Source organism: Paenibacillus sp. Dod16, assembly GCF_049893405.1.
Taxonomy (GTDB): domain Bacteria; phylum Bacillota; class Bacilli; order Paenibacillales; family Paenibacillaceae; genus Paenibacillus_AQ.
In genome coordinates, this window is record NZ_JBNDYG010000044.1 from 1 (window position 1) to 23729 (window position 23729).

The 23729-nt window shown below is 47.6% G+C and carries 20 protein-coding genes and 1 pseudogene; 5 read left to right on the plus strand and 16 right to left on the minus strand.

Going from position 1 to position 23729, the window contains the following annotated elements:
• The 9 genes and pseudogenes from ACPV3A_RS28475 to ACPV3A_RS28515 form a co-directional block, all read right to left on the minus strand.
• Window positions 1-148: pseudogene (locus tag ACPV3A_RS28475) on the minus strand (carbohydrate ABC transporter permease); the annotation flags it as partial.
• A gap of 12 nt (window positions 149-160) precedes the next feature.
• The gene (locus ACPV3A_RS28480) at window positions 161-1081 is read right to left on the minus strand and encodes a carbohydrate ABC transporter permease (protein WP_426202850.1); all 921 of its coding nucleotides are present in this window, start codon (window positions 1079-1081) and stop codon (window positions 161-163) included.
• A 165-nt stretch (window positions 1082-1246) separates the two neighbouring features.
• A complete protein-coding gene (locus tag ACPV3A_RS28485; protein WP_426202852.1) occupies window positions 1247-2836 on the minus strand; it encodes a response regulator transcription factor in 1590 nt (529 codons plus the stop codon).
• Window positions 2833-4557: a cache domain-containing sensor histidine kinase gene (locus ACPV3A_RS28490; protein WP_426202854.1), complete on the minus strand. Its 1725-nt coding sequence runs from the start codon at window positions 4555-4557 to the stop codon at window positions 2833-2835. Before ACPV3A_RS28490 ends, ACPV3A_RS28485 begins: the two co-directional genes overlap by 4 nt.
• 67 nt (window positions 4558-4624) lie before the next feature.
• Window positions 4625-6793, minus strand: a complete 2169-nt coding sequence (locus tag ACPV3A_RS28495; protein ID WP_426202856.1) for an alginate lyase family protein — start codon at window positions 6791-6793, stop codon at window positions 4625-4627.
• A complete protein-coding gene (locus ACPV3A_RS28500) occupies window positions 6783-7904 on the minus strand; it encodes a glycoside hydrolase family 88 protein (RefSeq protein ID WP_426202858.1) in 1122 nt (373 codons plus the stop codon). The genes ACPV3A_RS28495 and ACPV3A_RS28500 overlap by 11 nt, the downstream gene beginning before the upstream one ends.
• 217 nt (window positions 7905-8121) lie before the next feature.
• Window positions 8122-8631 carry a ClbS/DfsB family four-helix bundle protein gene (locus tag ACPV3A_RS28505; protein ID WP_426202860.1) on the minus strand — a complete coding sequence of 170 codons (510 nt, stop codon included), beginning with the start codon at window positions 8629-8631 and terminating at the stop codon, window positions 8122-8124.
• A 105-nt stretch (window positions 8632-8736) separates the two neighbouring features.
• Window positions 8737-10647, minus strand: a complete 1911-nt coding sequence (gene thrS / locus ACPV3A_RS28510; RefSeq protein WP_426202862.1) for a threonine--tRNA ligase — start codon at window positions 10645-10647, stop codon at window positions 8737-8739.
• A 451-nt stretch (window positions 10648-11098) separates the two neighbouring features.
• Entirely contained in the window at window positions 11099-11245 is a 147-nt protein-coding gene (locus ACPV3A_RS28515) for a hypothetical protein (RefSeq protein ID WP_194542298.1), read from the minus strand.
• A 261-nt stretch (window positions 11246-11506) separates the two neighbouring features.
• On the opposite strand from ACPV3A_RS28515, the gene ACPV3A_RS28520 reads away from it, so the two are divergent.
• Window positions 11507-12199: a DUF421 domain-containing protein gene (locus ACPV3A_RS28520; RefSeq protein ID WP_426202864.1), complete on the plus strand. Its 693-nt coding sequence runs from the start codon at window positions 11507-11509 to the stop codon at window positions 12197-12199.
• 67 nt (window positions 12200-12266) lie between these two features.
• Here ACPV3A_RS28520 and ACPV3A_RS28525 read toward each other — a convergent pair whose 3' ends face one another.
• Both ACPV3A_RS28525 and ACPV3A_RS28530 read right to left on the minus strand, forming a co-directional pair.
• Window positions 12267-13046, minus strand: a complete 780-nt coding sequence (locus tag ACPV3A_RS28525; RefSeq protein WP_426202867.1) for a GNAT family N-acetyltransferase — start codon at window positions 13044-13046, stop codon at window positions 12267-12269.
• 17 nt (window positions 13047-13063) lie between these two features.
• A complete protein-coding gene (locus ACPV3A_RS28530; RefSeq protein ID WP_194542295.1) occupies window positions 13064-14236 on the minus strand; it encodes a GNAT family N-acetyltransferase in 1173 nt (390 codons plus the stop codon).
• A 315-nt stretch (window positions 14237-14551) separates the two neighbouring features.
• Between ACPV3A_RS28530 and ACPV3A_RS28535 the strand changes: the two genes are divergently transcribed.
• Window positions 14552-15091: an NADPH-dependent FMN reductase gene (locus tag ACPV3A_RS28535; RefSeq protein WP_426202870.1), complete on the plus strand. Its 540-nt coding sequence runs from the start codon at window positions 14552-14554 to the stop codon at window positions 15089-15091.
• Between the two features lie 156 nt (window positions 15092-15247).
• Here ACPV3A_RS28535 and ACPV3A_RS28540 read toward each other — a convergent pair whose 3' ends face one another.
• Window positions 15248-15937, minus strand: a complete 690-nt coding sequence (locus ACPV3A_RS28540; RefSeq protein ID WP_426202872.1) for an ArsR/SmtB family transcription factor — start codon at window positions 15935-15937, stop codon at window positions 15248-15250.
• 97 nt (window positions 15938-16034) lie between these two features.
• Here ACPV3A_RS28540 and ACPV3A_RS28545 point away from each other — a divergent pair, with 97 nt between their 5' ends.
• Window positions 16035-16655: a flavin reductase family protein gene (locus ACPV3A_RS28545; RefSeq protein ID WP_426202875.1), complete on the plus strand. Its 621-nt coding sequence runs from the start codon at window positions 16035-16037 to the stop codon at window positions 16653-16655.
• A 67-nt stretch (window positions 16656-16722) separates the two neighbouring features.
• Here the strand turns inward: ACPV3A_RS28545 and ACPV3A_RS28550 are convergent, their stop codons facing one another.
• From ACPV3A_RS28550 to ACPV3A_RS28560, 3 genes are all read right to left on the minus strand, one after another.
• Window positions 16723-17913 (minus strand): DUF4179 domain-containing protein, encoded by a 1191-nt coding sequence (locus ACPV3A_RS28550; RefSeq protein WP_426202877.1) that lies wholly within the window; start codon window positions 17911-17913, stop codon window positions 16723-16725.
• The gene (locus ACPV3A_RS28555; protein WP_426202879.1) at window positions 17879-18472 is read right to left on the minus strand and encodes an RNA polymerase sigma factor; all 594 of its coding nucleotides are present in this window, start codon (window positions 18470-18472) and stop codon (window positions 17879-17881) included. Before ACPV3A_RS28555 ends, ACPV3A_RS28550 begins: the two co-directional genes overlap by 35 nt.
• Window positions 18473-18629: 157 nt before the next feature.
• Entirely contained in the window at window positions 18630-19499 is an 870-nt protein-coding gene (locus ACPV3A_RS28560) for a LysR family transcriptional regulator (protein WP_426202881.1), read from the minus strand.
• Window positions 19500-19625: 126 nt separating this feature from the next.
• Here ACPV3A_RS28560 and ACPV3A_RS28565 point away from each other — a divergent pair, with 126 nt between their 5' ends.
• Complete coding sequence (locus ACPV3A_RS28565; protein WP_426202884.1) at window positions 19626-20540, plus strand: DMT family transporter; 915 nt, start codon at window positions 19626-19628, stop codon at window positions 20538-20540.
• A gap of 275 nt (window positions 20541-20815) precedes the next feature.
• Window positions 20816-21646 (plus strand): TerC family protein, encoded by an 831-nt coding sequence (locus ACPV3A_RS28570; RefSeq protein WP_426202926.1) that lies wholly within the window; start codon window positions 20816-20818, stop codon window positions 21644-21646.
• Between the two features lie 121 nt (window positions 21647-21767).
• Here ACPV3A_RS28570 and ACPV3A_RS28575 read toward each other — a convergent pair whose 3' ends face one another.
• Window positions 21768-23504 (minus strand): ABC transporter ATP-binding protein, encoded by a 1737-nt coding sequence (locus ACPV3A_RS28575; protein WP_426202886.1) that lies wholly within the window; start codon window positions 23502-23504, stop codon window positions 21768-21770.
• Between the last annotated feature and the right edge of the window lie 225 nt (window positions 23505-23729).

A 23729-nucleotide genomic window follows, 5' to 3' on the forward strand; every position in this document is an offset into this window, starting at 1 on the left:
GAATCGGGAATCGCATAACATCCTTCTCATATTTAAAAGCCGCGGAAATCATCCAGATGAGCGGTACGAGAAACACAATGGACAATGCCCCCATGATAAAGGTGACTACCACTTTGGACAGGTTTTTTCGAAGAAGCTGCATGTACATTCCTCTCCCTCCTTATTCTTCATTTCTCATTTTCCAGGTGAGCGCGGTAATCAGACCGATAATCGCGAACAGCAACCAGGAAATGGCCGAAGCGTATCCCATATTGTAATATTGAAAGCCTTCCTCATAGATGCGGAATACAAGCACGGTAGAAGAATTGTTCGGGCCGCCTTCCGTTAAAAAGGCGATGATGTCAAACACTTTAAACGAGCCGATCAACATCGTAATTAACAGGAAGAAGGTTGTCGGACGGAGCATCGGAACCGTAATCGCAAAAAACTTTTTAATTGCACTGGCACCGTCAATATCCGCCGCTTCATAAATTTCATTCGAAATGTTCGTAAGCCCGGCCATATAGATAATGATCGTGTAGCCCAGGCCCGCCCAGGAACTGATGATCGAAATCGCCAGAAGCGACGTTTTCGGATCGACCAGCCATTTCGGCGGATTGCTGATCCCGAGATCCATCAGAAACTGGTTGATCGGTCCCAGCGATGGGTGGAATAATGCGCTCCACACCGCAGCAACTGCGATAATCGAAGAGATATAAGGAATGAAGAACGCGACTTTAAAGTAACTCTTGAAGAACACGCTGTTGTGAATCAAAACCGAAAGCACCAGAGCGATGGCAATCGGGATCGGCACTGTAAGAACCATATAGATCAAATTGTTTTTTATCGCTTGAATAATGGTCGGATCATGGAACATCTTGATGTAGTTATCAAATCCGGTAAACTCGATCCCCTGGACACCTGACAGCATATCCCAATCGGAAAAGCTCAAATACAAAGAAAATCCAAGAGCAAACACATTTAATAGCAGCATCCCGACGATTTCCGGGGCCAGAAACAGCCACCCGATCAAAGCCTCTTTCCGCTTGGGAGTCCAAAACTTCCGCCGGCTCTTGGGCACTGGTTGTTGTACAGCCTCCATGTAGCATCACCTCAACAATTTGTAAGTTGTCATTATAGTAATACATCCGCCATCGGCAAGAAGGAGGGATTATGACCAGCCATGTGCAAGATTTTGACCAAAAGAAGCCCCACAAAGTGGAGCCTAAGCTTCGATGCTTATAAGAATGAAGTGGTAGCGGTCCGCTTATTTTCGTGCGGTGTACTTCGCTTTATATTCGCTGGGTGTGGTCCCAACGTATTTTTTAAACACTTTTGAAAAATACGTCCGATCCGAATAACCTAATCCCATAGCTAAGGACTCCAGATTTTGTCCGGACATTCTGAGCATTTTGGTAGCCATCTTCATTTTGTATTGATGCACGTAATCCGTAAAGGTCAACCCCGTCATCCGTTTGAAATAGCGCGAAAAATAGCTCGGATTCAAAAACAGATAGCGTGCCATGTCGATCGACGTAATGTTGTCGTCAAGATGCTGATCGATATATTGCTGGATCACCTGCAGCTTCGGCTCATTCGTGGAGCTTCCCACTCCCGCTTGCCGGGTTCCGATAATCTGGGTCAGCTTTCTCTCCACTAATTCCATCATATCTTCCAAGGTGCGAGCTAAAGCAAGATAGGCAAACAAATCCTCATCGAATTTGAGACTGGAGAACATCAGCTCGATACCTCGCAGCATGGTGGAAAGGTCCCTGGCAAAGTCGGCCGGATCAATTGACAGCTCTTTCGCGGTGCCGGCGATTTTGTGCAGGGTCGTGCGAATACCGTCGAGGTCCTGCTTGATGAGTTTCCTTTCCAGCTCCGAAACGTAGCTATCTAGAAATCCCTGAGGCGCGGCTTGAAACCACCGCGACCTTATTTGAGAAACTTCGGATATCGTATAGTCGGAATTTTCGTAAAACTCGCATTTGTCATGAAGAATTTCCTGATAAATGGAGCCAATCGAGCTTAGTTCCATTTTGTCCGTAACCGCGATTACGTTCGGTTGAATTTTGAGAAAATGGACGCACTGATAACGCAGCCGCTGCAAATAATTATGGAGATGCAAGCTGGCATTCTGTGCGAGGTTCACCCTAAAGTTATGCAGAATCACAATGTTCCCCTGCTCCATGAACGGCGTAATCCCTTCATACGATTCGGACAATTCCATCGCGATATTGTAGACAGCGTATAAAATCAGCGGAAATTCCGATTGTCTGAAACGCTTGTCAAAGCTGGAGAGCTGAATGCTGACCAGCCCCAGCATAAACCACGGATACGTCCAGGAGATGCCGATCTGCGCCGCATAAGCCAAAGTGGCCTCGGAGGGAGAGCCATTGATCACCTTTTGCAGCAAATCCTGCCGAAAGAGCTGACTATTGTAACTCGCTGCCTCGCGATTAATCAGACCAGCCCGCGTCTTTAACAAGTGCATGGACTTGCCGAGGCTCTGTTCCAGCTGCTCTGCCGTAAGCTGATCCTTGATCAAATAGTCATCCGCCTGCAGTTTTACGGCCTGCTGGGCATAATGAAAATCCTCATGACACGTCAGGAAGATAATCCGAACCTCCGGCTTTATGCGAATAAAATGGTCCGCCAGCTCAATGCCGTTTTTCTGTGGCAGTCCGATATCCGTAATGACAATGTCCGGCCGGACTTCCTCAAACATATGCATCGCTTTCGCGCTGGAATACGTACTGCCGGCAATCTGCAGATTGTTTGCCTCCCAGTCAATCATCTGTTGCAGTACCTTGAGCATAGGAACATCATCGTCTATGAGCATTACTCTGTACATCATTCTTCCTCTCCCTCCGGTAAAAAACCATGATGATGACTTTGGGGCAAGTACAGTGAAACTGACATTCCACCCTGCGGAAGGTTGGCGAGTGTCAAACTCGCTTCCTGTCCGAAGGTCAATCGGAGTCTTTGAATCACGTTCATAAGACCGACTCTCTCATAAGCTCCATCCTGCTCGCCGCTTGGTTTTCCAAGTCTACGGTTTAGACATTGGAGCATGTCTTCATCGGCCCCGAAGCCATTGTTGATAATCTCGATTCTGATTCCGTCCGGGTTGCTACGGGAACGGATCTCAATGCATGGAGTTTGATGATCAACAAGCCCGTGGACGATGGCATTCTCAACGATGGGCTGCAAAATAAGTTTCGGCAAGATGAGTCCCTCGGTTTCCGGATCCAGATCAACCTGTAAATGAAGCGGGATTTCATTGCGGATTTTCATAATGTCAACATAGTGGCCCAGCAGCTTGCATTCCTCGCGTAAGGTGGCCGGCTCATTGACCTTGAGATAGGCTCGGAGCAAACTCATCAGGGAATCAATAATTCCACTGTGAAGCGTATCCTTCGTCAAGATCAGGCTGCATTTGATCGAATTCAGCGTGTTAATCAAAAAATGAGGGCGGATTTGCATAAACAAGGCCTCGAGCTCCATCACTCGCTTCTGCTCCTGCTCCTGTTCGATATCATGGATCAGCCGCTGCAATTGATCGAGCATCGTATTCAGCGTCTGCCCCAATTCGGCGATATCATCCTTGCCCTTGACCTCCAGTCTGACATCCAGGTTTCCCATTCCGAACTGGCGTACGACCCGCTGCAGCTTGAGAATCGGACTGTGCAGCCTTTTGGCGATCAGGATGGACATCCCGGAGAACACGAGAAATAGCAGCAGAACCCCGGCAAGACCGGTATAAAAGGTCCGGGAGATTTGCCCCGACCACTCTTTCTCCGAGGCCTCGTAACCCAGCTTCCAGTTCGATTTCAATATGGTTCTGTCCGTTCGGACACTGCCCTTGGTCTCCGTATGATGCGGGATCAACCCGGAATTGCCTGCGATGAATTCCCCGTTTGCATCAAAGAGCGCCACCTTGCCGAAGTCGATCGTACCCAGCAGCTTGTTGAAGTACGAATCGGAAATGGCACTAAGCAATACGGACACTTGCCTCTTCTCTCGGCTGTCATAGATCACCCTGGCAATATAATAACTCTTGCCTTTCCCTGACGAGTCGCCGCCGGTCATCCCAAGCCATTGCAGGGTTTCCGGTTTACTGAGATCGACGCGCTCCATCAGTTTGTCGAGGCTTCCGTTAAGGGCGGTCAAATCCTCCGTGCCGGATGAGATGACAAAATGCTGACGGTTGACCAAGTACATGCGAACGTTATTATTCAGCGGCTTGGAATTAATCAGGGAAAATACGTCCTGAATTTGTCTAAAATGTACATAATCTTGATAAGTAGCCAGCCGTTTGGTGTCTGCGAATGACTTCAGGATATTGCGAACATTCGTATCGTTCACGATAAAATGGGAAGCAAACGTGACATCGTCAATCGTCTTGCTCAGCTCATCCGTCATGACGTTCAGGACATTCTCGTTGCTGAGCTGCAGCTTCTCTACCATCGTATCCCGAATCAGAACAAACGAAATGATAGAAACCGCTATCAGCGGAATAAAGATCAGCAAAAGAAACGACAGCTGGATGCGTTTGTAGTAGGTGAATTTGAACATTTTCTCTGCGCCTCTCTTATGCTCTTGTCCTCTTTATTCTATCAGTCCTCTGTGCTGGAAGCATTCATTAAATGATGACGGTTGCTTGCTTTTTTCCCCCTTGAAGGGTCATCAGCACAATCTCCCCGAAGATCTGCATGTCCTCCACCACATAAGAATCATAATGGCCGGACGGTGCACGGTGACTAACAACGAGTATAAACTCCTCTTCCATTCCCAGGAGCTGAACACCGCATGCCTCCGCTTGCCCGTCATGAACCCGCTCACCCGTATGACGGTATACCGGGACCTTACGGACTCGCGGAGAAGCCGTTTCGCCTGGACGATGAGGATACAGCACTTGCATGATGCTGATCAATCCTTTTCCCGTCCGGGAGTAAGTCACATTCGCATTCGGTTCCAACAGGTTATACTCGCGGGATATTACACCCTCGCCAACTTCTCCGCGCAGACCGTCTGTGCGTACGGGGATAATCGATAGATTCGCCTCCCCGGGGGTGTTAGTACGGCATATCAATGACTCCGCTTCGATCCCGACTTCTCCTGGCGGGTGCGGAAAATGAAAATTCTGGGTAAAGGTATGCTGCTCAAGGCACACCAAGCTGTCGATCAGCAGCCAAAAATAAGGCTTAACAAAAATGATCCTTCTCCGCGGATACAACGGTTCATTCCCATAGAGATAGCCGTCATGCGCCCCCTCGACATAGTCAAACTCCGGCCTGCTGACCCATTTGCAGCCTAGCGGCGCGGCAATCCGGTCGAAAGACCAGGTGTCCTTGATTCCGGTAAACCCGATTCCGTCGACAACCGTTGTGTTATGGGCTGAGCTCTCCTTTAATGCTTTTCTCAGCGGTGTATGGTCGCTATAGTTATACCTTCCAAGATCCGTGAGCAGATCACGGCCGTAGGCATGAAGATCCACGTGCAGCATATCGGCGTGACCGTGGCCTCCGCCAAGCGGGCCGCAGTGAAAATAAAGGTACAATGCATCTTCGTCCCAACCCGTTCGCATCGTATAATGACCGGAATGGGTTAAAGCCCGGCTCTGACATGGCGGCTCCGCTGGAACCATAGCTTTGTACTCCCGGATTCCGTCTATGCCGAACAGCCAGGCATTATCATAATCCGGTCGAGCATGGCCGCCATATCTCAGAACGGAATCCCCAAATAACCACGCGGCATAGGTCAGAATACCACGAATATCGCTATCGTCGCTGTCTCCCAGCATCGGCTGTCTGTGATTCGGCTTCGCCCAGTATAGAGAGGCTTCGGCCATCTCGCGGACCGTACGCCGAAATGGACCGTCGAGCTCCAACCCGTTGAGATTGGCGAGGTGAATGCAGTCAAGATAACAAACCAGCACCTCATGATGGTATGTAGGCGATTGCTCCCAATGAATGCCATCCGCCATAATCTGAATCCTCGCCGTCTCCATCAGTCTCTCTTCTCCCATTTCCCGCCACCGTGCTGACTTGCTGAACTCGGGGAAGAACAGTGCAATATGGTATAAGCCGCAGGTTTCCAGTACTCCCCAGTTGCTGATATGCTTCCAGCTGGTGAAGGAAGCAGCCAAATACTCCCCGTGCTCGTGAAGCGAAATCAGCGTTTTACCGAGCAATGACGGAGTCAGGGAAGGGCTACCGATCACGTATCGAAGTGCCTTGATCCAGTTCACGCTGCGCAGACCCGCCTCGATCGGACGCCATGTCAACGTATCCGTCGTTGGTTCTCTAGGGACAGGATTCCGATCGATCCAGTCTTCAAGCTGCTGGCTAAACACCGCTGCATACTTCTCATCGCCTGTCATCACATACGCTTGTCCCAGCGCCACCCAATAGCGGTGGCGATTCAGCATATAAGTCCACTCCACGTCTTGATCGGGAATATGGCACCAGTCAATATCACCGTCAAATGTAACGGGAATCACGCTCCGTTCCATATCCCATGGAAAGCGGAACAGGAACGTCTGCTGCACCACCTCATCCGCCGTCTTCATGACGGTTTCCAGTTCATCTGCACAGAATTGCTTCACATAATCCGAAATTTTCTGCTGATCCTCACTGCTCATCCACCATCCGGGTGTGTTCCGACAGGAGAAATGTTTATGCAGCTTACACAGCATATCGCGCCGATGGCCTTGATCATCTGCATCCTGCATCGAACGCATAACGGGATCCTCCAGATTCAAAAGAGCCCATACGGCATTCACCGAAGCTTCCGTGGCATCAGCGTTCATACCAGTACCCCTTGCTCCCGGTCTCCATCCGAATCAAAGCTTCCAGGTAAAAATAATCCCCCCAGATCATGAAATCATCCGGTGACAATCCGCCGCGTACATGATAAGAGCCATGCTGCAGCAGACCCTCCGCCTCCTTGCCGATCGTAGAGTAATTTCGTACCAGCGAGGTCATGGAAAACTCCAGGCTTTGCTCAAAGTCGGTTCTTTCCGGATCCTCCTCATCCAAATGTCCAATCAGTTCCAGCAAGCCTGCTGCCACAATGGCGGAGGCAGAGCTGTCGCGGTAAGTATCAGCGCTTACGGGGGCGTTAAAGTCCCAAAAGGCGACATGATCCTCCGGTAAGTGCTTCAGGAAATACTTCGCCATTCGTTTGGAGGTTTCCAGGTATACACGATCTCCTGTATATTGGTAAGCCAGTGCGAAGCCGTACACCCCCCACGCTTGTCCCCGCGTCCAGGTCGAGCCGTTCGTAAAGCCCTGATGCGTGGCACCGCCGATCGGCTCCCCTGTAAGCGGATCGAAGAAAAAGGTGTGGTATGAACTGTCATCTCCCCGCACCAGATAACGTCTTGTCTTCTCCGCCTGCATGATTGCGATGTCTCTATACTGGGACTTACCGGTTTGCTGTCCCGCCCAGAACAGCAGCGGCAGATTCATCAAACAATCGATAATGATGCGACCGCCCTCCTGTTGATCTCCTTCAGGACCCCACGCTTGAATATATCCTCCGTCTGGACGCCAGCGTTTCAGCAGCAAGTCGGCAGCCTCAAGCGTCAATTGGCGGGCGCTCTCGTTCTTCTCAACGATCCACTCCGCTTTGGAGGACAAGGAATACAGAAATCCGATATCGTGATGATCAAGCACCTTTTTTTCTGCAAAGCGGCGGCGAAAATCTTCTACCGTTCGTTTCGCGCCCAATTGAAAGGCCTCGTCGCCCGTGTATTCATAACATAGCCAGAGAAGTCCGCTCCAGAAACCGTTCGTCCAGTCGTCATTGTCATTCAGCAAATAAGCGCCGTCCCTGCTGACGTGGGGAAATCTTGTCCCGAAGGTATCCATGTTCTTCCGGATTTTCTCTACAGCATCTTTAATCGCACTGCTCCACATAACGTCGTGCTCCCTTCCAATCCATCATGATTACGATTCATGATAAGGAGAGTCACCCGGTTCTTGTAGAGCCGATTTTTGCCTTGATGTGCAATATTTTGACTTTTGCGCCCCTAAGGTGGTGATAAAGGAACAAACCTGTCCCTTTTCATTCGATTCCAACGAAAAAAACGATTCGAGATAACCTCGAATCGTTTTGTCTGCCGAGTAATATGGGCTAGCCGGCATGCTTTTTCCACTTTCGGATTTTGGTTCTGAAGCTTTTGAACGGCGCGACGGAATTGATGTGCAGCCATTTCCACATCGGCCAATTGGCACCGGTTACCGTCCACTTACGAACGCCTGAATGAAACAACTCTTCCTCACGTAAGCCGCTGATCCATTCACACCATTCATTTGTCCTCTGCTTTAACAACGAACGTAATTCTTCCAAAGAATATCCATCATACGTATGATAGAATTGCTGATACAACGCCCCCAACTGATTCCATTTTAAGTCAGGGGTTGGCGTCGTAACTTCTTTACCCGCAAGTTCATCCTTCTCCCAGCTCATCACCAGCGTTAGCCATCCCAGCTGATAGGAAATCATCTCTTGGGGTGTTCTATCGACTTCGCCAATACGAAGATTCCTTTCATCCTCTGGTACCTCATCAAATTCTTGGTCAAAAAGGCTATACGTTCGTTGAATTTCAGCGATGAAAGCTTCCTTGCTCTGGTACGTTTGCAACGGTACACTCTCCTTCATCATTTACATTCATCATTTAAAGACGAACATCCAAATGATACCATGTCCAAGGATCAAGCACGGTGATGAATATCATCAATGGGATGTTCAAATCCCCCTGGACTCAATCTCATTCCGAAGCCTTGCGATCACATCATCTAAGGCACTCTCTCCAAGTTCGCCCTCGCCCCGTTTACGGACGGATACATGATCGGAGTTCATTTCCTTCTCGCCAAGAACAAGCGTGTAAGGCGTTTTCAGCAGACCCGCCTCACGGATTTTATAACCCAGCTTTTCATTTCTTACATCGACGTTCACCCGTATGCCGGCATTTTCCAGACGCTTCTTCACCTTTAACGAGTAATCGATATAATGGTCGGATACCGGTATGATCATAACCTGTACGGGAGCCAACCACATCGGGAAAGCCCCGCCGTAATGCTCTGTAAGAATCCCGATAAATCGCTCGATGGATCCAAATACCGCCCGGTGAATAACAACCGGCCGATGCTTCTGGTTATCTTCTCCGATATACGAAAGATCGAATTTTTCAGGGAATTGGAAATCCAGTTGAATGGTGCCGCATTGCCAGCTTCGCTTTAAGGAATCCAAGATATGAAAATCGATTTTCGGACCATAAAACGCGCCATCCCCTTCATTAATCCGGTACGGCAGCCCCAGTTGATCCAGCACCTGCTTCAGGGAAGACTCCGCCTGCTCCCACAATTCCTCAGAGCCCATGGAATCTTCCGGTCTTGTCGATAACTCAATTGTATAATCAAAGCCAAACACTTGATAAACCTGGCTGATAAAATCGATAACCTGCTTGATTTCTTCCTGGATCTGATCAGGTCTTACAAAAATATGCGCATCATCCTGACAAAACGTGCGCACCCGCATCATACCGTTCAGTGCCCCTGAGAATTCATGGCGGTGCACCTGGCCAAATTCGGAAATGCGAATGGGCAGCTCTCGGTAGGAATGCAGCGAGTTTTTGTAGACTAACATATGCCCTGGACAATTCATCGGCTTCAGCGCATACTCCGTCTCGTCCACTTGCGTGAAATACATATTGTCTTTGTAGTGATCCCAGTGACCGGACATTTCCCACAGCCGCTTGTTCATCATCAGCGGCGTGTGCACTTCATCATAATCGCGATGGAACTGAAGTCCTCTTGCGAATTGCTCCAGCTCATTGCGGATGATCATCCCGTTCGGCAAAAAGAAAGGCATGCCCGGTGCTTCCTCCGAGAACATAAAGAGCCCGAGCTCTTTACCCAGCTTCCGATGATCCCGTTTCTTGGCCTCTTCAAGCAGCAGCAGATGCTCCTCGAGCTGCGACTTCTTGGGAAACGCCGTTCCATATATTCTTTGCAGCATTTTATTGTCCGAGCTCCCCCGCCAATAAGCGCCCGCCACACTCATTAATTTGAATGCCTTGATTCTGCCCGTTGAAGGAAGATGCGGCCCCCTGCACAAATCAACGAACTCTCCCTGCTCATACACCGAAATGACCTCGTCCGCCGGTAATTCGCGGATCAGCTCCATCTTGTACGGGTCATCTTGGAAAATACGTTCGGCCTCCTGACGACCCACCTCCTTGCGAATAATCGGCAGGTCTTCCTGAACGATCTTCTGCATTTCCCGCTCAATGGCAATCAAGTCTTCAGACGTAATCGAGTGCCCCAAATCCATATCATAATAAAAACCATCCTCAATGACAGGTCCTACCCCCAAATGGACGGACTGGCTGCCATACAACCGATTAACGGCCTGGGCCATCAGATGAGCCGCGCTGTGCCGATACACATACAGTCCATCCTCTGAATCCAGCGTTATGATGCTTACTTCCGCATCCTCACACAGCTTATGATCCAAATCCACGAGTTTCCCATTCACTTTGGCTGCAACGGCTTGTTTCTTCAGACCTGAATGGATGGATTCCGCGATTTGATCCATCGTCGTTTGTGCGGGATACTCCTTTTTACTTCCGTCTGGCAGCGTTACTACGATTGACATTGTTATCCCTCCATCAAATTTAGATTGAACGCAAAAAAGCACTCGATCCCGAAGGGACGAGTGCGTTCAGCTCGTGGTTCCACCCTAATTTGATCCAGACTTACAGCGGCTAAATCGCAGCATGCTCATCGGATCCTCATTCAGACATCCGGTAACGGGGATGATTCGGTGTTTTCTAGTTCCATATCTCGATAGTCGAACGAGCGATCAGGGTTCAAAAACACAGCTACAAAGGGGTAATTCAAGAAGCAATCACGGAGGAAGCTTTCACCAATCACTTCCCTCTCTGGGCAGGTCGTTTCAAGAATCATGTCTTTGATCGTTGCTGATAGTAAAGTACTATAAGTCAGTTTTTTCTAATTGTCAAACCCAATCCGAATGATAGCTCCATGTTAATTTGTATTACTTCCACTCCCCTCTAATACAACCTATGTAAATATCTCTATCATGGTTACTTTTCTTCATGGTTCCATGAGATTTTTATCAAATATCCAACGCCTAAACCGACCAGAACTCCTGGGAACGCGCTGTCCAGCGCTAAACCGATACCCGCTCCAATGATGACGCAAGCGTAAATAATGACATCTCCCTTGTTCATTCCGACCATCTCCTTCTGTATGTATTCATGACATCGATCGTAATTTTCTATCACAACATACATCTTACAAGATGACGTAGCGTCGTTTTCAAGTGGTTGATTTAAAAAGAGTAAAGTTTTAGGGGATCAAGGAGAGCTTTTTGGAAATTCTCAAGTAATCGTCAACCCTCGAAATGGGAGGTTAAATCTCCCTTGTTTCTCCTTGAAGCCTAAACGTTTAATATCTTACCATATGACATGAACGCTGAAGGAGGGTTGTCCATGGATATGTTTATAGATTTAGGGATTAAACTAATCGTCAGCTTTTTCGGGTTATGGATCATCACATTTGTTACGGGGAGAAAAACCATCAGCCAGCTTACACCGCTTGACTTCTTGTCCTCCTTAATTCTGAGTGAAATCGTCGGGGCAAGCCTCTATGATGATAAGGTAAACCTTTATCATTTGTTATTCGCGCTTGCGCTTTGGACAACGATGTCTTACCTCTTCGAGAAGGCAACCACCCACTTTGTTAAGTTCGGATATTTAACGGAAGGCCGGGCGGTACTCCTGATCGATAACGGAAAGCTCAACCAAAAATTGTTGAACAAATACGATATGGAATATAAACAGCTGTTATCCATGCTGAGACGGCAAAGCATTTTCTCGTTAACTGAAGTCAAATACGCCATACTGGAAACGGACGGATCGCTTTCCGTCATGCGTAAACCTGAGTACGAGCCGCCCACGGCTCAGGATATGGGCCTAGCAGCCAAGCCGGACACCTTTACGGTAACGGTTATTGACAAGGGAAAGCTGCTCGAGGAATCGATGCTGGGCAAACCCATTGAACAGGGCGAGATCCAAGCGAAAGCTCGGGAACAAGGTTTTGACTCCCTGGAAGACATCGCATACGCGGAATACGGAGATGACGGGAAGCTTTATGTTTATTCCAAGCGTGAGGTTCAGGGCTGAACCTGTACCCTCCGATGAAAAAACGAAAGAAGCCTGATAAATCAGGCTTCTTTCCCCTTGCTCCTAACTATAGACCGAATTCAACGATGTACTGTTTGCACACCGTAACATATCCCAGAGACTGATATAAACGTACCGCGCTTAGGTTATCCTCCAGCACATTCAGATACACATGGGGAGTGATTGCACGCCCCTTACGGGTCAATTCCGCGCACACCTTTTTGCCGTACCCCTGTCTCCTCCACGCAGCATCCGTGCCGATATTTCCAAGCTCCACATAATCATCGCTATAAATATGGTATCCGCCGACAGCGATGAGCTCCTGATCCTGAACAACCCCATAAAACGGATGATGAAGCTCTTCCCTTGCAAAAGCCATTGAATGGAACTCAGCCATTTTTGACTCGATCATATCAAAGTACGATGGGCCTAAACGAAACACTTCGTTATCCCCTACAGGCAAATCTTCAAGATGCCAATGCTTCATGAGAAGGATGCCTGCGGGAGGTTTCGTCACATCAACCTCAGGATTTAGAACCTCCCATTCATCCTCACTCACGATAAAGCTCCCTAATGCCCCATCCGGTAATTCCAGATCTTGAATCATTCGGGTCAGCACGGACCGAAATCGAAACGATGTTTGAAGGGGATACACCGAAAAGGCGTAAAAAGGCAGACCCTTCAGGAAAGCCGCAACACCCAGCAGCTCTCCATGTTCTGAGAACTGCCCATAGTGAACGGTATGATTCTTCCGAAATGTGAGATAGGAATAGTATAAGAAATGCTGCTCTCTGTTGATCGTTTCCAAGAGACGCCCCAGTTCTTCAGGCAAAAGTCTGCGAATCACCTAGTCTTCTCCCTTTCTCAAAAGAAATCCATGAGATAGGTTTGACCGGCGGGGATCATCGTTTCCAGTTGTTTTACAGCCTTTGGATTCCCGGATAGCCGGTGAATGGCATGCAGCGCCTGTGGTCTTTTATATCCCGTAAACAGAGCAGACAACGTCTGAATATCGGTGGTCAGATCAGCCTGCTCCCCTTGATCGGTCGGAAGCTCCGACAGCTCCGCTTTCCCCTCTTGATTAACGGACAACCTCCATCTGCCCGCATTCCAAGGCGCAGCGGAATCTTCCACCTCTAAGGTCATTACGGCTTCCTGATGAGCCTCAAAAGCGTACTGCTCCACAAAGGATTTCAAATCTACGATTCGGGCCATGAAGTAAGGGACCACTTCCTGGGTAACGCGTGGATCCGGCAGCATGAATGGCAGCTGATCATCCCCAGGTACCATTGTCATTGTAACCTGCTCAATCCTGGAATCATGGTTTCCAAAAAAGGTCCAGAGTGCGCTTCGTGCTTCTTCGTTCAGGTACACAAATTCGTCGCACACAAGATCTTTGTCTTTGAGTTCATATAACGCGTAGCCCGTCGGTTTTCCCTCCGCTGAATAATAAACAACGCTGTGATTGTCGCCTTGCAGCACGGATCTTGTCCACCATGCTTCATCACGCACAAGAGTCCCGTTATAGCGGCTGGCATAGGCTTGATACATGCCGTCCAGTGTTGGAATATCGGTTACGCCTCTTACAATGCGGCCAGGCACTTCCACCTTACGCGGGAATTTAGATACCGGAATGGTGTACTTTTTGTATTCCGCGTAAAGTTCCCAGCCAAATTTACGATAGAACGGGATCGAAAACGGATGCAGGAAGGAGAGGGTCTGGCCTTTGCTCTTCATCTCTTGCAATGCATGCTTGAGCAAGGTGGATACATGTCCCTGTCTGCGGTTCTCGGGCCATGTTGCCACACCGGCAATACCGCCCATTTCGAATTTGTTTCCATGCACATAAACTTGCAGCGGGATGATGGTCAGTTTCGCTTGCAGCTCTTCTCCATCAAATATCCCCCAGAAGCGTTCAGGTTTAAAATGTTTTTGATTGGATTCTCGCTGCTCCGGTGTTAGCGTATATTGAAAGGCATATTCGGATAATTTGGTGCTGATCTCAAACTCGTCGGATCTTAATTGTCTAAGTTCCATACTTGCTTCACCTCTCCAATCTGTATATGTACTTTTGTTGCTGAATTACCGCTTATCCCGCTTCAGAAATATTGTTTCAGGACATATGATCAGTATAACATTACTGCTGTCTATGCGGTACAAAACACCGTCCGTTGTCAGGAACATATCCAGGCGCATTGGGACCGTAATGGGACAAAAAATGTTGGAATAATTTTCACAAACTTTTTGTAAGCTACTTGACAAAGTTAACCCCCTGAGATTATGATTAGCTCATGCAAAATAACAAATACATCACGGTAAAAATAAATTTCAAATAATCAGGAGGTAACAACAATGTCCAAATTGAATATCGGTATCATTCTAGGCAGCACACGTCAAGGCCGTTTAAGCCCGCAAGTAGGTGAATGGGTTAAACGTATCGCTGATGAACGCGGAGATGCAAACTACGAAATCGTTGATATCGCTGATTACAAGCTGCCGCTTTTGGGCGAAGCTGATGCTACAAAGCAAGCTACCGCTTGGAACAACAAGCTGAACAGTCTTGACGGCTTTGTCTTCATCGTACAAGAATACAACCACAGTATTTCTGGGGCTTTGAAAAATGCACTCGATTTTGCTCGTGAGCCATGGAACAACAAAGCTGCAGGCATCGTGAGTTATGGTTCGGTTGGCGGCGCTCGTGCTGCCGAACATCTGCGTGGAATTCTGGGCGAATTGTCCGTAGCGGATGTTCGTGTACACCCGGCGCTTTCGTTATTCACTGATTTCGAGAATGGCTCTGTATTCAAACCGGCTGATCTGCATCTCGTCAACCTGAATGGCATGCTTGATCAAGTGCTTGCATGGAGCGGAGCTTTGAAAACACTGCGCTAATCTCTAATTCAAGGACTGCCTTTCTTCATCTTCCGATGAGGCGAGAGCAGTCCTTTTAATTTTTCTGCATCCGTTTTACTGCGTTCATATTTCTGCATCCATAAGTATATCTGCAGCGTCTACCTTCACCATTAGTCCTATACCGTAGCCCCGTTCCTACTCCACGTCAATATGGAATATTTCCTGCAATCCCTTCTTGCCTTCTGGCGTGATTTTTATGGCTCTTGTGCTTGGAACGCGTTGTATCCAATGTAACTCGAGCAACCTTTCTAGCAGGGCATGTCCCAATGCCCCGGCCAGGTGATGTCGTCTCTCACTCCAATCCAGGCATCGATGTGTGAAAGAGCGGCGTTTGCGTTTAACACGACTCAAATCGACCTGAAATGCCTTGAAAAAGTCCTCTCCTTTTTCTGTAACCGTATATTGATCTTCCTCTTCGGATAGGACCCCGGCGCTGAGCAATGAATTCGTCAATTGGATTCCCAATTTCCCCGCAAGATGATCGTAGCATGTCCTTGCCTGACGTAAGGCTTCATTCTCCGCAGCCTGGTTTAATGATCTTATTTCGACCGGAGGCGTTATGGATAGAAGTGTCTCCATGATCTGGGCAACCTCCTGATTCTGTATCCCGTAATAACGATGTCTTCCCTGTTGTTCGACAGTGACCAGATTCGCCGCTACCATTTTCGATAAATGGAAGCTGGCCGTTTGCGGTTTGATGTTTGCCATGTACGCCAGCTCGCTTGCCGGATGATATCGCCCATCCAATAAGACGGTTAAAATAGCCGCTCTAGAAGCATCGCTAACGAGTGAGGCTACTTGTGCTATGTTCGAATTCGCATTCATCTCGATCCCTCCTGATGTAATCCATATTTCGATGAGCATCGAACCTTTTCTATTTTACAATGGTTTGGAATAGAACAGTTAATGGGAGGAACATTTTATGAAGGAAATGAAAGGCATGATCAACTCGGACATCATTAAACCGAAAATACTTTACTATGGAACCCCGGTTATTTTACTCAATACGCTAAATGAAGATAATACCGTAAATATTAGTCCCATATCCTCTTCATGGGCGCTGGGAGATTACATTATTTTAGGAATCGGACTCGGGGGTAAAGCGATAGAGAACTTGGAAAGGCATCCGGAATGTGTCATCAACCTTCCTGACCCTTCCTTATGGGAAAATGTTGAACAATTAGCCCCTCATACAGGAAAATATCCGGTTCCTAATGGTAAGGCAACGAACGGTTTTACATATGAAAAAGATAAATACGCGATTAGCGGTTTAATTCCTGCGGATTCTGTCACGGTAAAGCCAACTCGTATCATGGAGTGTCCGATACAGATTGAAGCCAAGGTCAATCACATTCGGTTTCCTGACTATTCATCCATGTTTGCCATTGTAGAAACAGAGGCTGTACACGTGCATGCCCATCACGACATCGTCTTGAATGAACATCACATTGATCCCGCCAAATGGAGCCCGATCATATATAATTTCCGGCATTATTATAGCCTTGGCAACCCGTTAGGCAAAACATTCCGAGCCGAAACTTAAGCGTGAATGATGAAGAATGAGAGAGGCCCGCAGCATATGCGGGCCTCTTCTATGTTTACACTCGTTGTTACGGCTTAATCGGAATGATCATTTCCAGATCCGTTAGATATGTTTTATCCCCGTGGCTGTTCTTTCCATGACCGACAACGCTCCAATCCTTGTTGTTTACGGTCAGGGTAAACGGCTTAATCGTTATGGATTTCGGAGTTCTGTTTACAGGACTGAACAATTCATCAATATGATATTCGGTCTTGGGCTTGCTGTTAAAGTAACCAAACTTCCGAGGAGTCAGCACATTTCCTTGATCATCCACAAGCTCATAATAGACCATGCTCGCGCTGTAATCGCCTGATTGCTCTGGTGAAGCTGGAACCAGACCTTGACTGTCCAGAACCAGACGGGTCGATACCGGTGAAATATCCAATTGCTTGACGGTATAACTGAATTGTCCATCCGATTTCGTAGCATCGTTTGGCTTCACGACAACCGACTTATTAGCGACATTCACAGGGACCTTGAACTCGAACGTTTCATTCACTTTAGTTACGTTAGCCTGAATGGTCAGCTCGAATTGATCAGGCAATTCTAGATCCTTGGTAAGCTCAACGAGATAGGCATTATCTTGTTGGGGATAGTCTCCGAACCCACCTTCGCCAAATTTCACTTCTTGTCCGTCTACCAGAATTCGCGGCATTTCGATATATCCTTTTACCTGATCTTCTTTAGCTACTTGTCTCGATTTAACATACTCGTCGCTACCTCCGACTATTTCAGCATCTTTGCTTATATAAGGAGAAGCTGTACTCGGCAAATCCACTCCCTCGCGCTCCAGTAAAAAGGACAGCCGGGTTCCATCATATAGAAGGTTAGCTATCTTCAAAGTCACGCCATCATGAGTCACGCTCAAGTTAGGTTCGGATAGAATCCCTTGCTTTATAGCGGTATGAACTGCTTCTTCGCTGGTTCCTTTGAATAGCACGCCGATCCCTGGGATTTGCTTTAGGGTTGCCGCCATCACCGGCGATACAAATCCTGACCCGATCACGGTTCCTCCCAACACTGCTGCCGCGGATGCAACGAGTATCGTTCTTTTTAAAATACTCGGTTTCCGTTTGGATGATGCTCTTGTCATTTCACGTTCTCCAATCCTGTTCATGATTTGATAGCTCATACTATTCTTCGGTAAAGACGATTCACATATCATTTCTTCAAGTACATTCATTTCAGCGAATTCCGTTTGTTTCGGCGATTGTCCCACGTGCTACCTCTCCTTTTTTGCTTATTCGGTCCATCAGTTTACGTCGTAACCGTTCATACTTCTTTCGTATCGTTGCCGATTTGAGTCCCATAATGTCGCTGATTTCCTCAAAGGTATACTGTTCAACCGCCTTCAGCAGCAATATGTGTCGTTCTTCTGCTGTCAGGTAGGTTAACAGCTCGTACACAACCGGCTCGTGCTGAGATATTTGCATAACCGGCTGCTGTTCCTTGTAATGCTCCATCAGGTTAAGAAAACGGCTCTGCTTCTTTTTGATATTGATCAAATGATGATAGGCCATTTTATACAACCAGGCGGAGAAAGACACTTGTCTCTTGTACTGATGAAGATGTTCATAGGCACGAATAAAAATTTCTTGTACCGCATCTTCGGTCTCCGCATGATTCTTCAGAATATAGTAGCAGTACGTGTACATCTGCCGCTCAAACTGGAGGATGATCGCTTGGTATGCGTGTTTATTTCCTGATTTGACTTGTTCTACAACCGCTTCAATGGCTTCTCTTTTTCCTTCCGCTTCCCCGGGGATGGTTGGCTGCAAGCGAGCTCACCTCCTTCTTTGTTTACCTATATAACAATCCCAACAAGCGATTTTGTGACACCCATTATTTTATGTAGTGAATGATCATGAACGAAGCTACTGCCGTGTGTAGAGTCTGGATGCCGGGTATGAGTCACATTTAGCTTCGCTATAGCAGCTACAGCTTGGGATAACTCTTAACATAATTCAAGAATCGCTTCGTAGCCGGAGATATCTCCCGCATGGAGTTTACGGCAATACCGAGCGATCTGAAGCTCTTTTCCTTCAATTCGATCAGCCGTATATTCCGCCGCTGCCCTCGCAGCACAAGTTCAGGAAGAATGCTGATGCCGAGGCCCTTCTCCACCATGGCCATAATGGCATAATCATCACCAAGTGTATATTTGATATCCGGCTTGATCCGGGCCTTCTCCAGCATCCGGTTCACATCATAATCGGAACCTTTGCTTGGCATAATAAAGGGTTCATTCTCAATCTGGGACAATGTAATAGAGTCCTCAGAACTAAGCGGGTGTTCCATGGGCAGCAATACAAGCATCGGGTCTTGATGCAGGGGAATCGCATCGAATGTATCCGACGTTGGAAGTGACAGGAACCCGCAATCAATCTTGCCCTCAGCGATCCAATCCTCGATTTCCCGGTAATCTCCTTCGACCAAACGAATCTCGATATGGGGATAATCCCGCTGAAAGTCCTGAATAATGCCCGGCAGCCAGTGAACACCTACACTGGTGAAGGTACCGATGTGAATGGTTCCCAGCTCGATTCCATGAATGGAAGCCACCTGCTGTTCCAAATGTTCGTTCCATTTCAATATTTCCCGTATCGTCTTCAGAATCTCTTCGCCATTGGTTGTCAGCTTCGCTCCTGAACGGTTCCGAATCAGCAACGAGAAACCAAACTCATCTTCCAGGCTGCTGATCATATGGCTGACACCGGACTGCGTAAAACCCATCACTTCAGCGGCTTGGGTCAAACTTCCGAGCTCGACGACCTTCAATAGAACTTTGAATTTATTTATGCTCAAGGGAATTCCTCCTGCTCATTTATACATGAATTTTACTCATGTTTATCATTAGAAACATTCGTTTTACTTGTCTATTGTACGTGAGTATACTGATTCTGTTCAATCACTTGAAGGAGGAAATAGAACTTGAAACCGCTGAAGGCCGATCTTATGATTTTATTCATCACCATTTGTTGGGGCTCGTCCTATCTTTTTATGAAAATGGGACTGGATTCGCTAGGGGAGTTTAATTTGATAGCCCTACGCTTTGGATTGGCCTTTATACTTGCAGGCGTGATTTTTCTCCCCCGCTTGCGCCAGGTTAACGTAAAGACGATTCGATATGCCATGCTCCTAGGCTTTATATTATTTATCATGTTCACCGCGCTTACCTTCGGTCTCAAGACCACGACAACATCCAATGCCGGATTTCTGGTCAGTCTAACGGTGGTGTTTGTCCCCTTATTACATACGTTTCTATTTAAGAAAAAAATAGAGAACAAAGTGGTTGTCAGTATTGTGCTGGCCTTAACGGGCATTGCACTGTTAACCATCCAGCTTCCTTTTACATTTAAGATCGGTGATCTGTTCTGCATCGCAGCCGCATTATGTTATGCGCTTCATATAAATATGGTAAGCACTGCCGCGCAGAAGGTCGATACGCTAAGCCTTGGCATCCTGCAGCTTGGATTCACCGGATTGTACGCGTTCATCTCGTCTCTGCTCTTTGAAGCTCCAGTATGGCCGAGCACGACCAACTCGTGGATTGCCGTCCTTGTTCTTAGCGTGGTGTGCACCGCGGTCGGGTTCATTTTTCAGACAATTGCCCAAAAATATACGACGGCTACCCGGACGGGACTTGTATTTTCTCTGGAGCCCGTATTCGCGGCGCTGGTCGGATTCTGGTTCGCTCACGAGGTCCTGAATTCCAATCAATATCTGGGTGCTGCCCAAGTATTTCTTAGCGTTGTTATATCGAGCGTTAATGTAAACGTGGGGAGACGCTCTACAATCAAGAATAGCCCCGTTCCAATGGAGACGTATTCTGCTGAATTCAAGTAAAAAAAGCTTGACTAATCCCCCAAAAATATATATCTTTATATCACGGCTTAACTGATAACGATATCAGTTATGCAGGAACGTGATTAAAGGGGAGTAGCTGACACAACAAAGTCGTCATTCCGGGAAATTTCCCCGGCTTTGTTGGCAACGATACGTTGTTTGCGAGACCTTTACCACACACTCTGTGGTGAAGGTCTCTTTTTGATTATTAGGGGCCTTCACCTGCCGGTGGAGGTCCTTTTCGTTTTGTGCCTTCAATTAAACAACTGGGAGGAATGGGTATGGAGCTTTTATTGGAGTATGGGTGGGTACTGTTGGTGCTCATCGCACTGGAAGGGTTGCTCGCAGCAGATAATGCGCTGGTCCTTGCCATTATGGTAAAGCATTTACCTGAGGAGCAGCGTAAAAAGGCTTTATTTTACGGATTGCTCGGAGCGTTTGTATTCCGCATTGGATCGCTGTTCTTAATCTCGTTTCTCGTTGACGTATGGCAGGTGCAAGCCATTGGCGCACTCTATCTTCTCTACATTTCGATCAATCATACATTGAAACATGTGATCAAAGGCAAGAAACCGACGGAAGACGCCAAGCCTCTACCAGACAAACCCAAGAAGCAATCCGGCTTCTGGATGACCGTCTTCAAAGTCGAAGTGGCAGACATCGCGTTTGCGGTAGACTCGATACTTGCAGCCGTAGCACTGGCTGTGGCACTGCCTCCAAGCGGTCTGGCGAACATCGGCGGCCTGGACGGAGGTCAATTCATTGTCATCTTCCTGGGAGGATTCATTGGTCTGATCATCATGCGTTTTGCGGCATCCTACTTCGTGAAGCTGCTGCAGCAGCGCCCTGGGCTTGAAGTGGCGGCATTCCTCATTGTCGGTTGGGTAGGGGTCAAACTTGCCGTCATTACCCTTGCGCATCCCGATGTTGCCCTCATCGACCATCACTTCCCTGAGAGCTCGATCTGGAAGGCATCCTTCTATATTGTTCTTGTGCTGATTGCCGTTATCGGATGGTTTAGCTCTTCGAAGGAGAAAGTACAAGACGAGGACAATGCAATCAAGGAAGTCGAAGACCAGCAGCCTGGAAAAACGCTTCAAGGTTAATATCCGTTATTCGATTGAAACAGGTCAACGTAACAAACGCAATCAATAGATTGATCCAACAATAGGAAAAGGCGATTTGCTGACGGTGCATAAACCGTTCGCAAATCGCCTTTCTTCCTGCTTATATGGTTAATTGCATATTGTATAAATTCGCATACGAGCCTTGACGTGCGATTAATTCATCATGCGAGCCCTGTTCCTCAATTCCGTCCTCGGATAACACGATGATTCGCTGTGCATTCCGTACCGTTGTCAGGCGATGAGCGATGACAAGCGTTGTGCGATTATTGCTCAACAGTTCCAGCGATTCCTGGACGGCTCTCTCGCTTTCATTATCCAGGGAGCTGGTCGCTTCATCAAATATAAGGATCGGCGGATTCTTCAGGAACACACGTGCAATGCTGAGCCGCTGCTTCTGTCCTCCGGACAGCTTGACGCCGCGCTGCCCGATATCCGTATCATAACCTTCCGGCAGTGCCATGATGAAATCATGGGCATTCGCTCTTTTCGTAGCTTCGATAATTTCTTCCTCGCCGGCCTCCATTTTGCCATACCGGATGTTATCGAAGACGGTTCCCGCAAACAAATATACATCCTGCTGAACAATCCCAATATGCCTTCTTAGCGAGTGCTGCGTGATATCCCGGATATCGCGTCCATCCAGCATGACGCTTCCTTCACTTACTTCATAGAAACGCGGAATCAACGAGCACAACGTCGTCTTGCCAACGCCGGAGGGACCTACCAATGCCACATACTCGCCAAGCTTGATGTCCAGCGATACCTGTTTCAGCACATATCCGTAGTTATCTTTATATCTGAAGCTGACGTTCTGAAATGTGATATTCCCCTGAACCTGCGTGATCACCGCAGCATCAACGGAATCCTCGATATCCGGCTCTACCTCCAGAATCTCCATGAACCGGTCGAATCCCGTGATACCCTCCTGGTACAGTCTGGCGAAATTAACGAGTCTCTGGATCGGTTCGATCAGAATGCCAATACACAAGAAAAAAGTCAGCAAATCCGCCAGTTCCAGCGAGGCATCCACGATGGCGGCTCCGCCAAACACAATGACCGTTATGGTAATGAGCTGGGTAAACCCAACCAACCCTTCGTGAAAGTAGGTTTCACTCTTATACCCTTCCCTTCTGCTGTCAACGAATCGCCCGTTAGCGTAGGCGAACTTTTTCCTCTCTACGTGTTCGTTCGTAAACGACTTCACCACGCGGATACCCGATAGAGAATCCTCCACCTGCGCGTTGATATCCCCGATTCGGTCCTTGCTAACACGCAGCGCCACATTCATCTTCTTATTAAAATAAAAAGCAAACACGGCCATGACCGGCAGAAAGAGAAACACGATCAGGGTCAGCTTCACGTCAATATACATTAAGATAATGAATGCACCCAGGAACTTCAGAACGGAAATGACAATATCTTCGGGTCCATGGTGATACAACTCGGTTAACGACAGAATGTCATTGGTAGTGCGTGTCATGAGCTGCCCTGTTTTGTTCTCATCGTAGAAACCAAACGACAGCTTCTGAAGATGATCAAACAGCTCCCGTCTCATGTCACTCTCCATATAAGCCCCCATCATATGTCCTTTATAGGAGATGAACATGTCGCAGAAGGTGTGGATGAGGACCATGGCCAGCATGATTGCACCAACCGCATAGATTTGGTTCAGTGGATTCGGGGAATTCCCTTCCAACACGTTGATGGTGATATACCGTATACACAGAGGAAGCATTAGCGTAATAACCGAGACAACAAAAGCGCATGCCAAGTCTGCAAATAATAATCCCAGATACGGTTTATAATAGGACAAAAATTTCTTGGTTCGTGAATTCAAATCAATCTCCTCCATAATGTCGGAGGGTTAGATGTTCTTATCCCTCCAAACTTGATTCATGGTGTAGTCCATCGTTTTTCTCATCCCAAACACCCTTCCTTTTACTTGATGATTCCATCATACCCAAAACGTCACGACCGCGGAGTGTAAGAATCATTTATACTCAAAAAATCCCCTAAGGGCATAAAAAAGCAAGCTTGGTTCATAACCAAGCTTGCTTTTTCG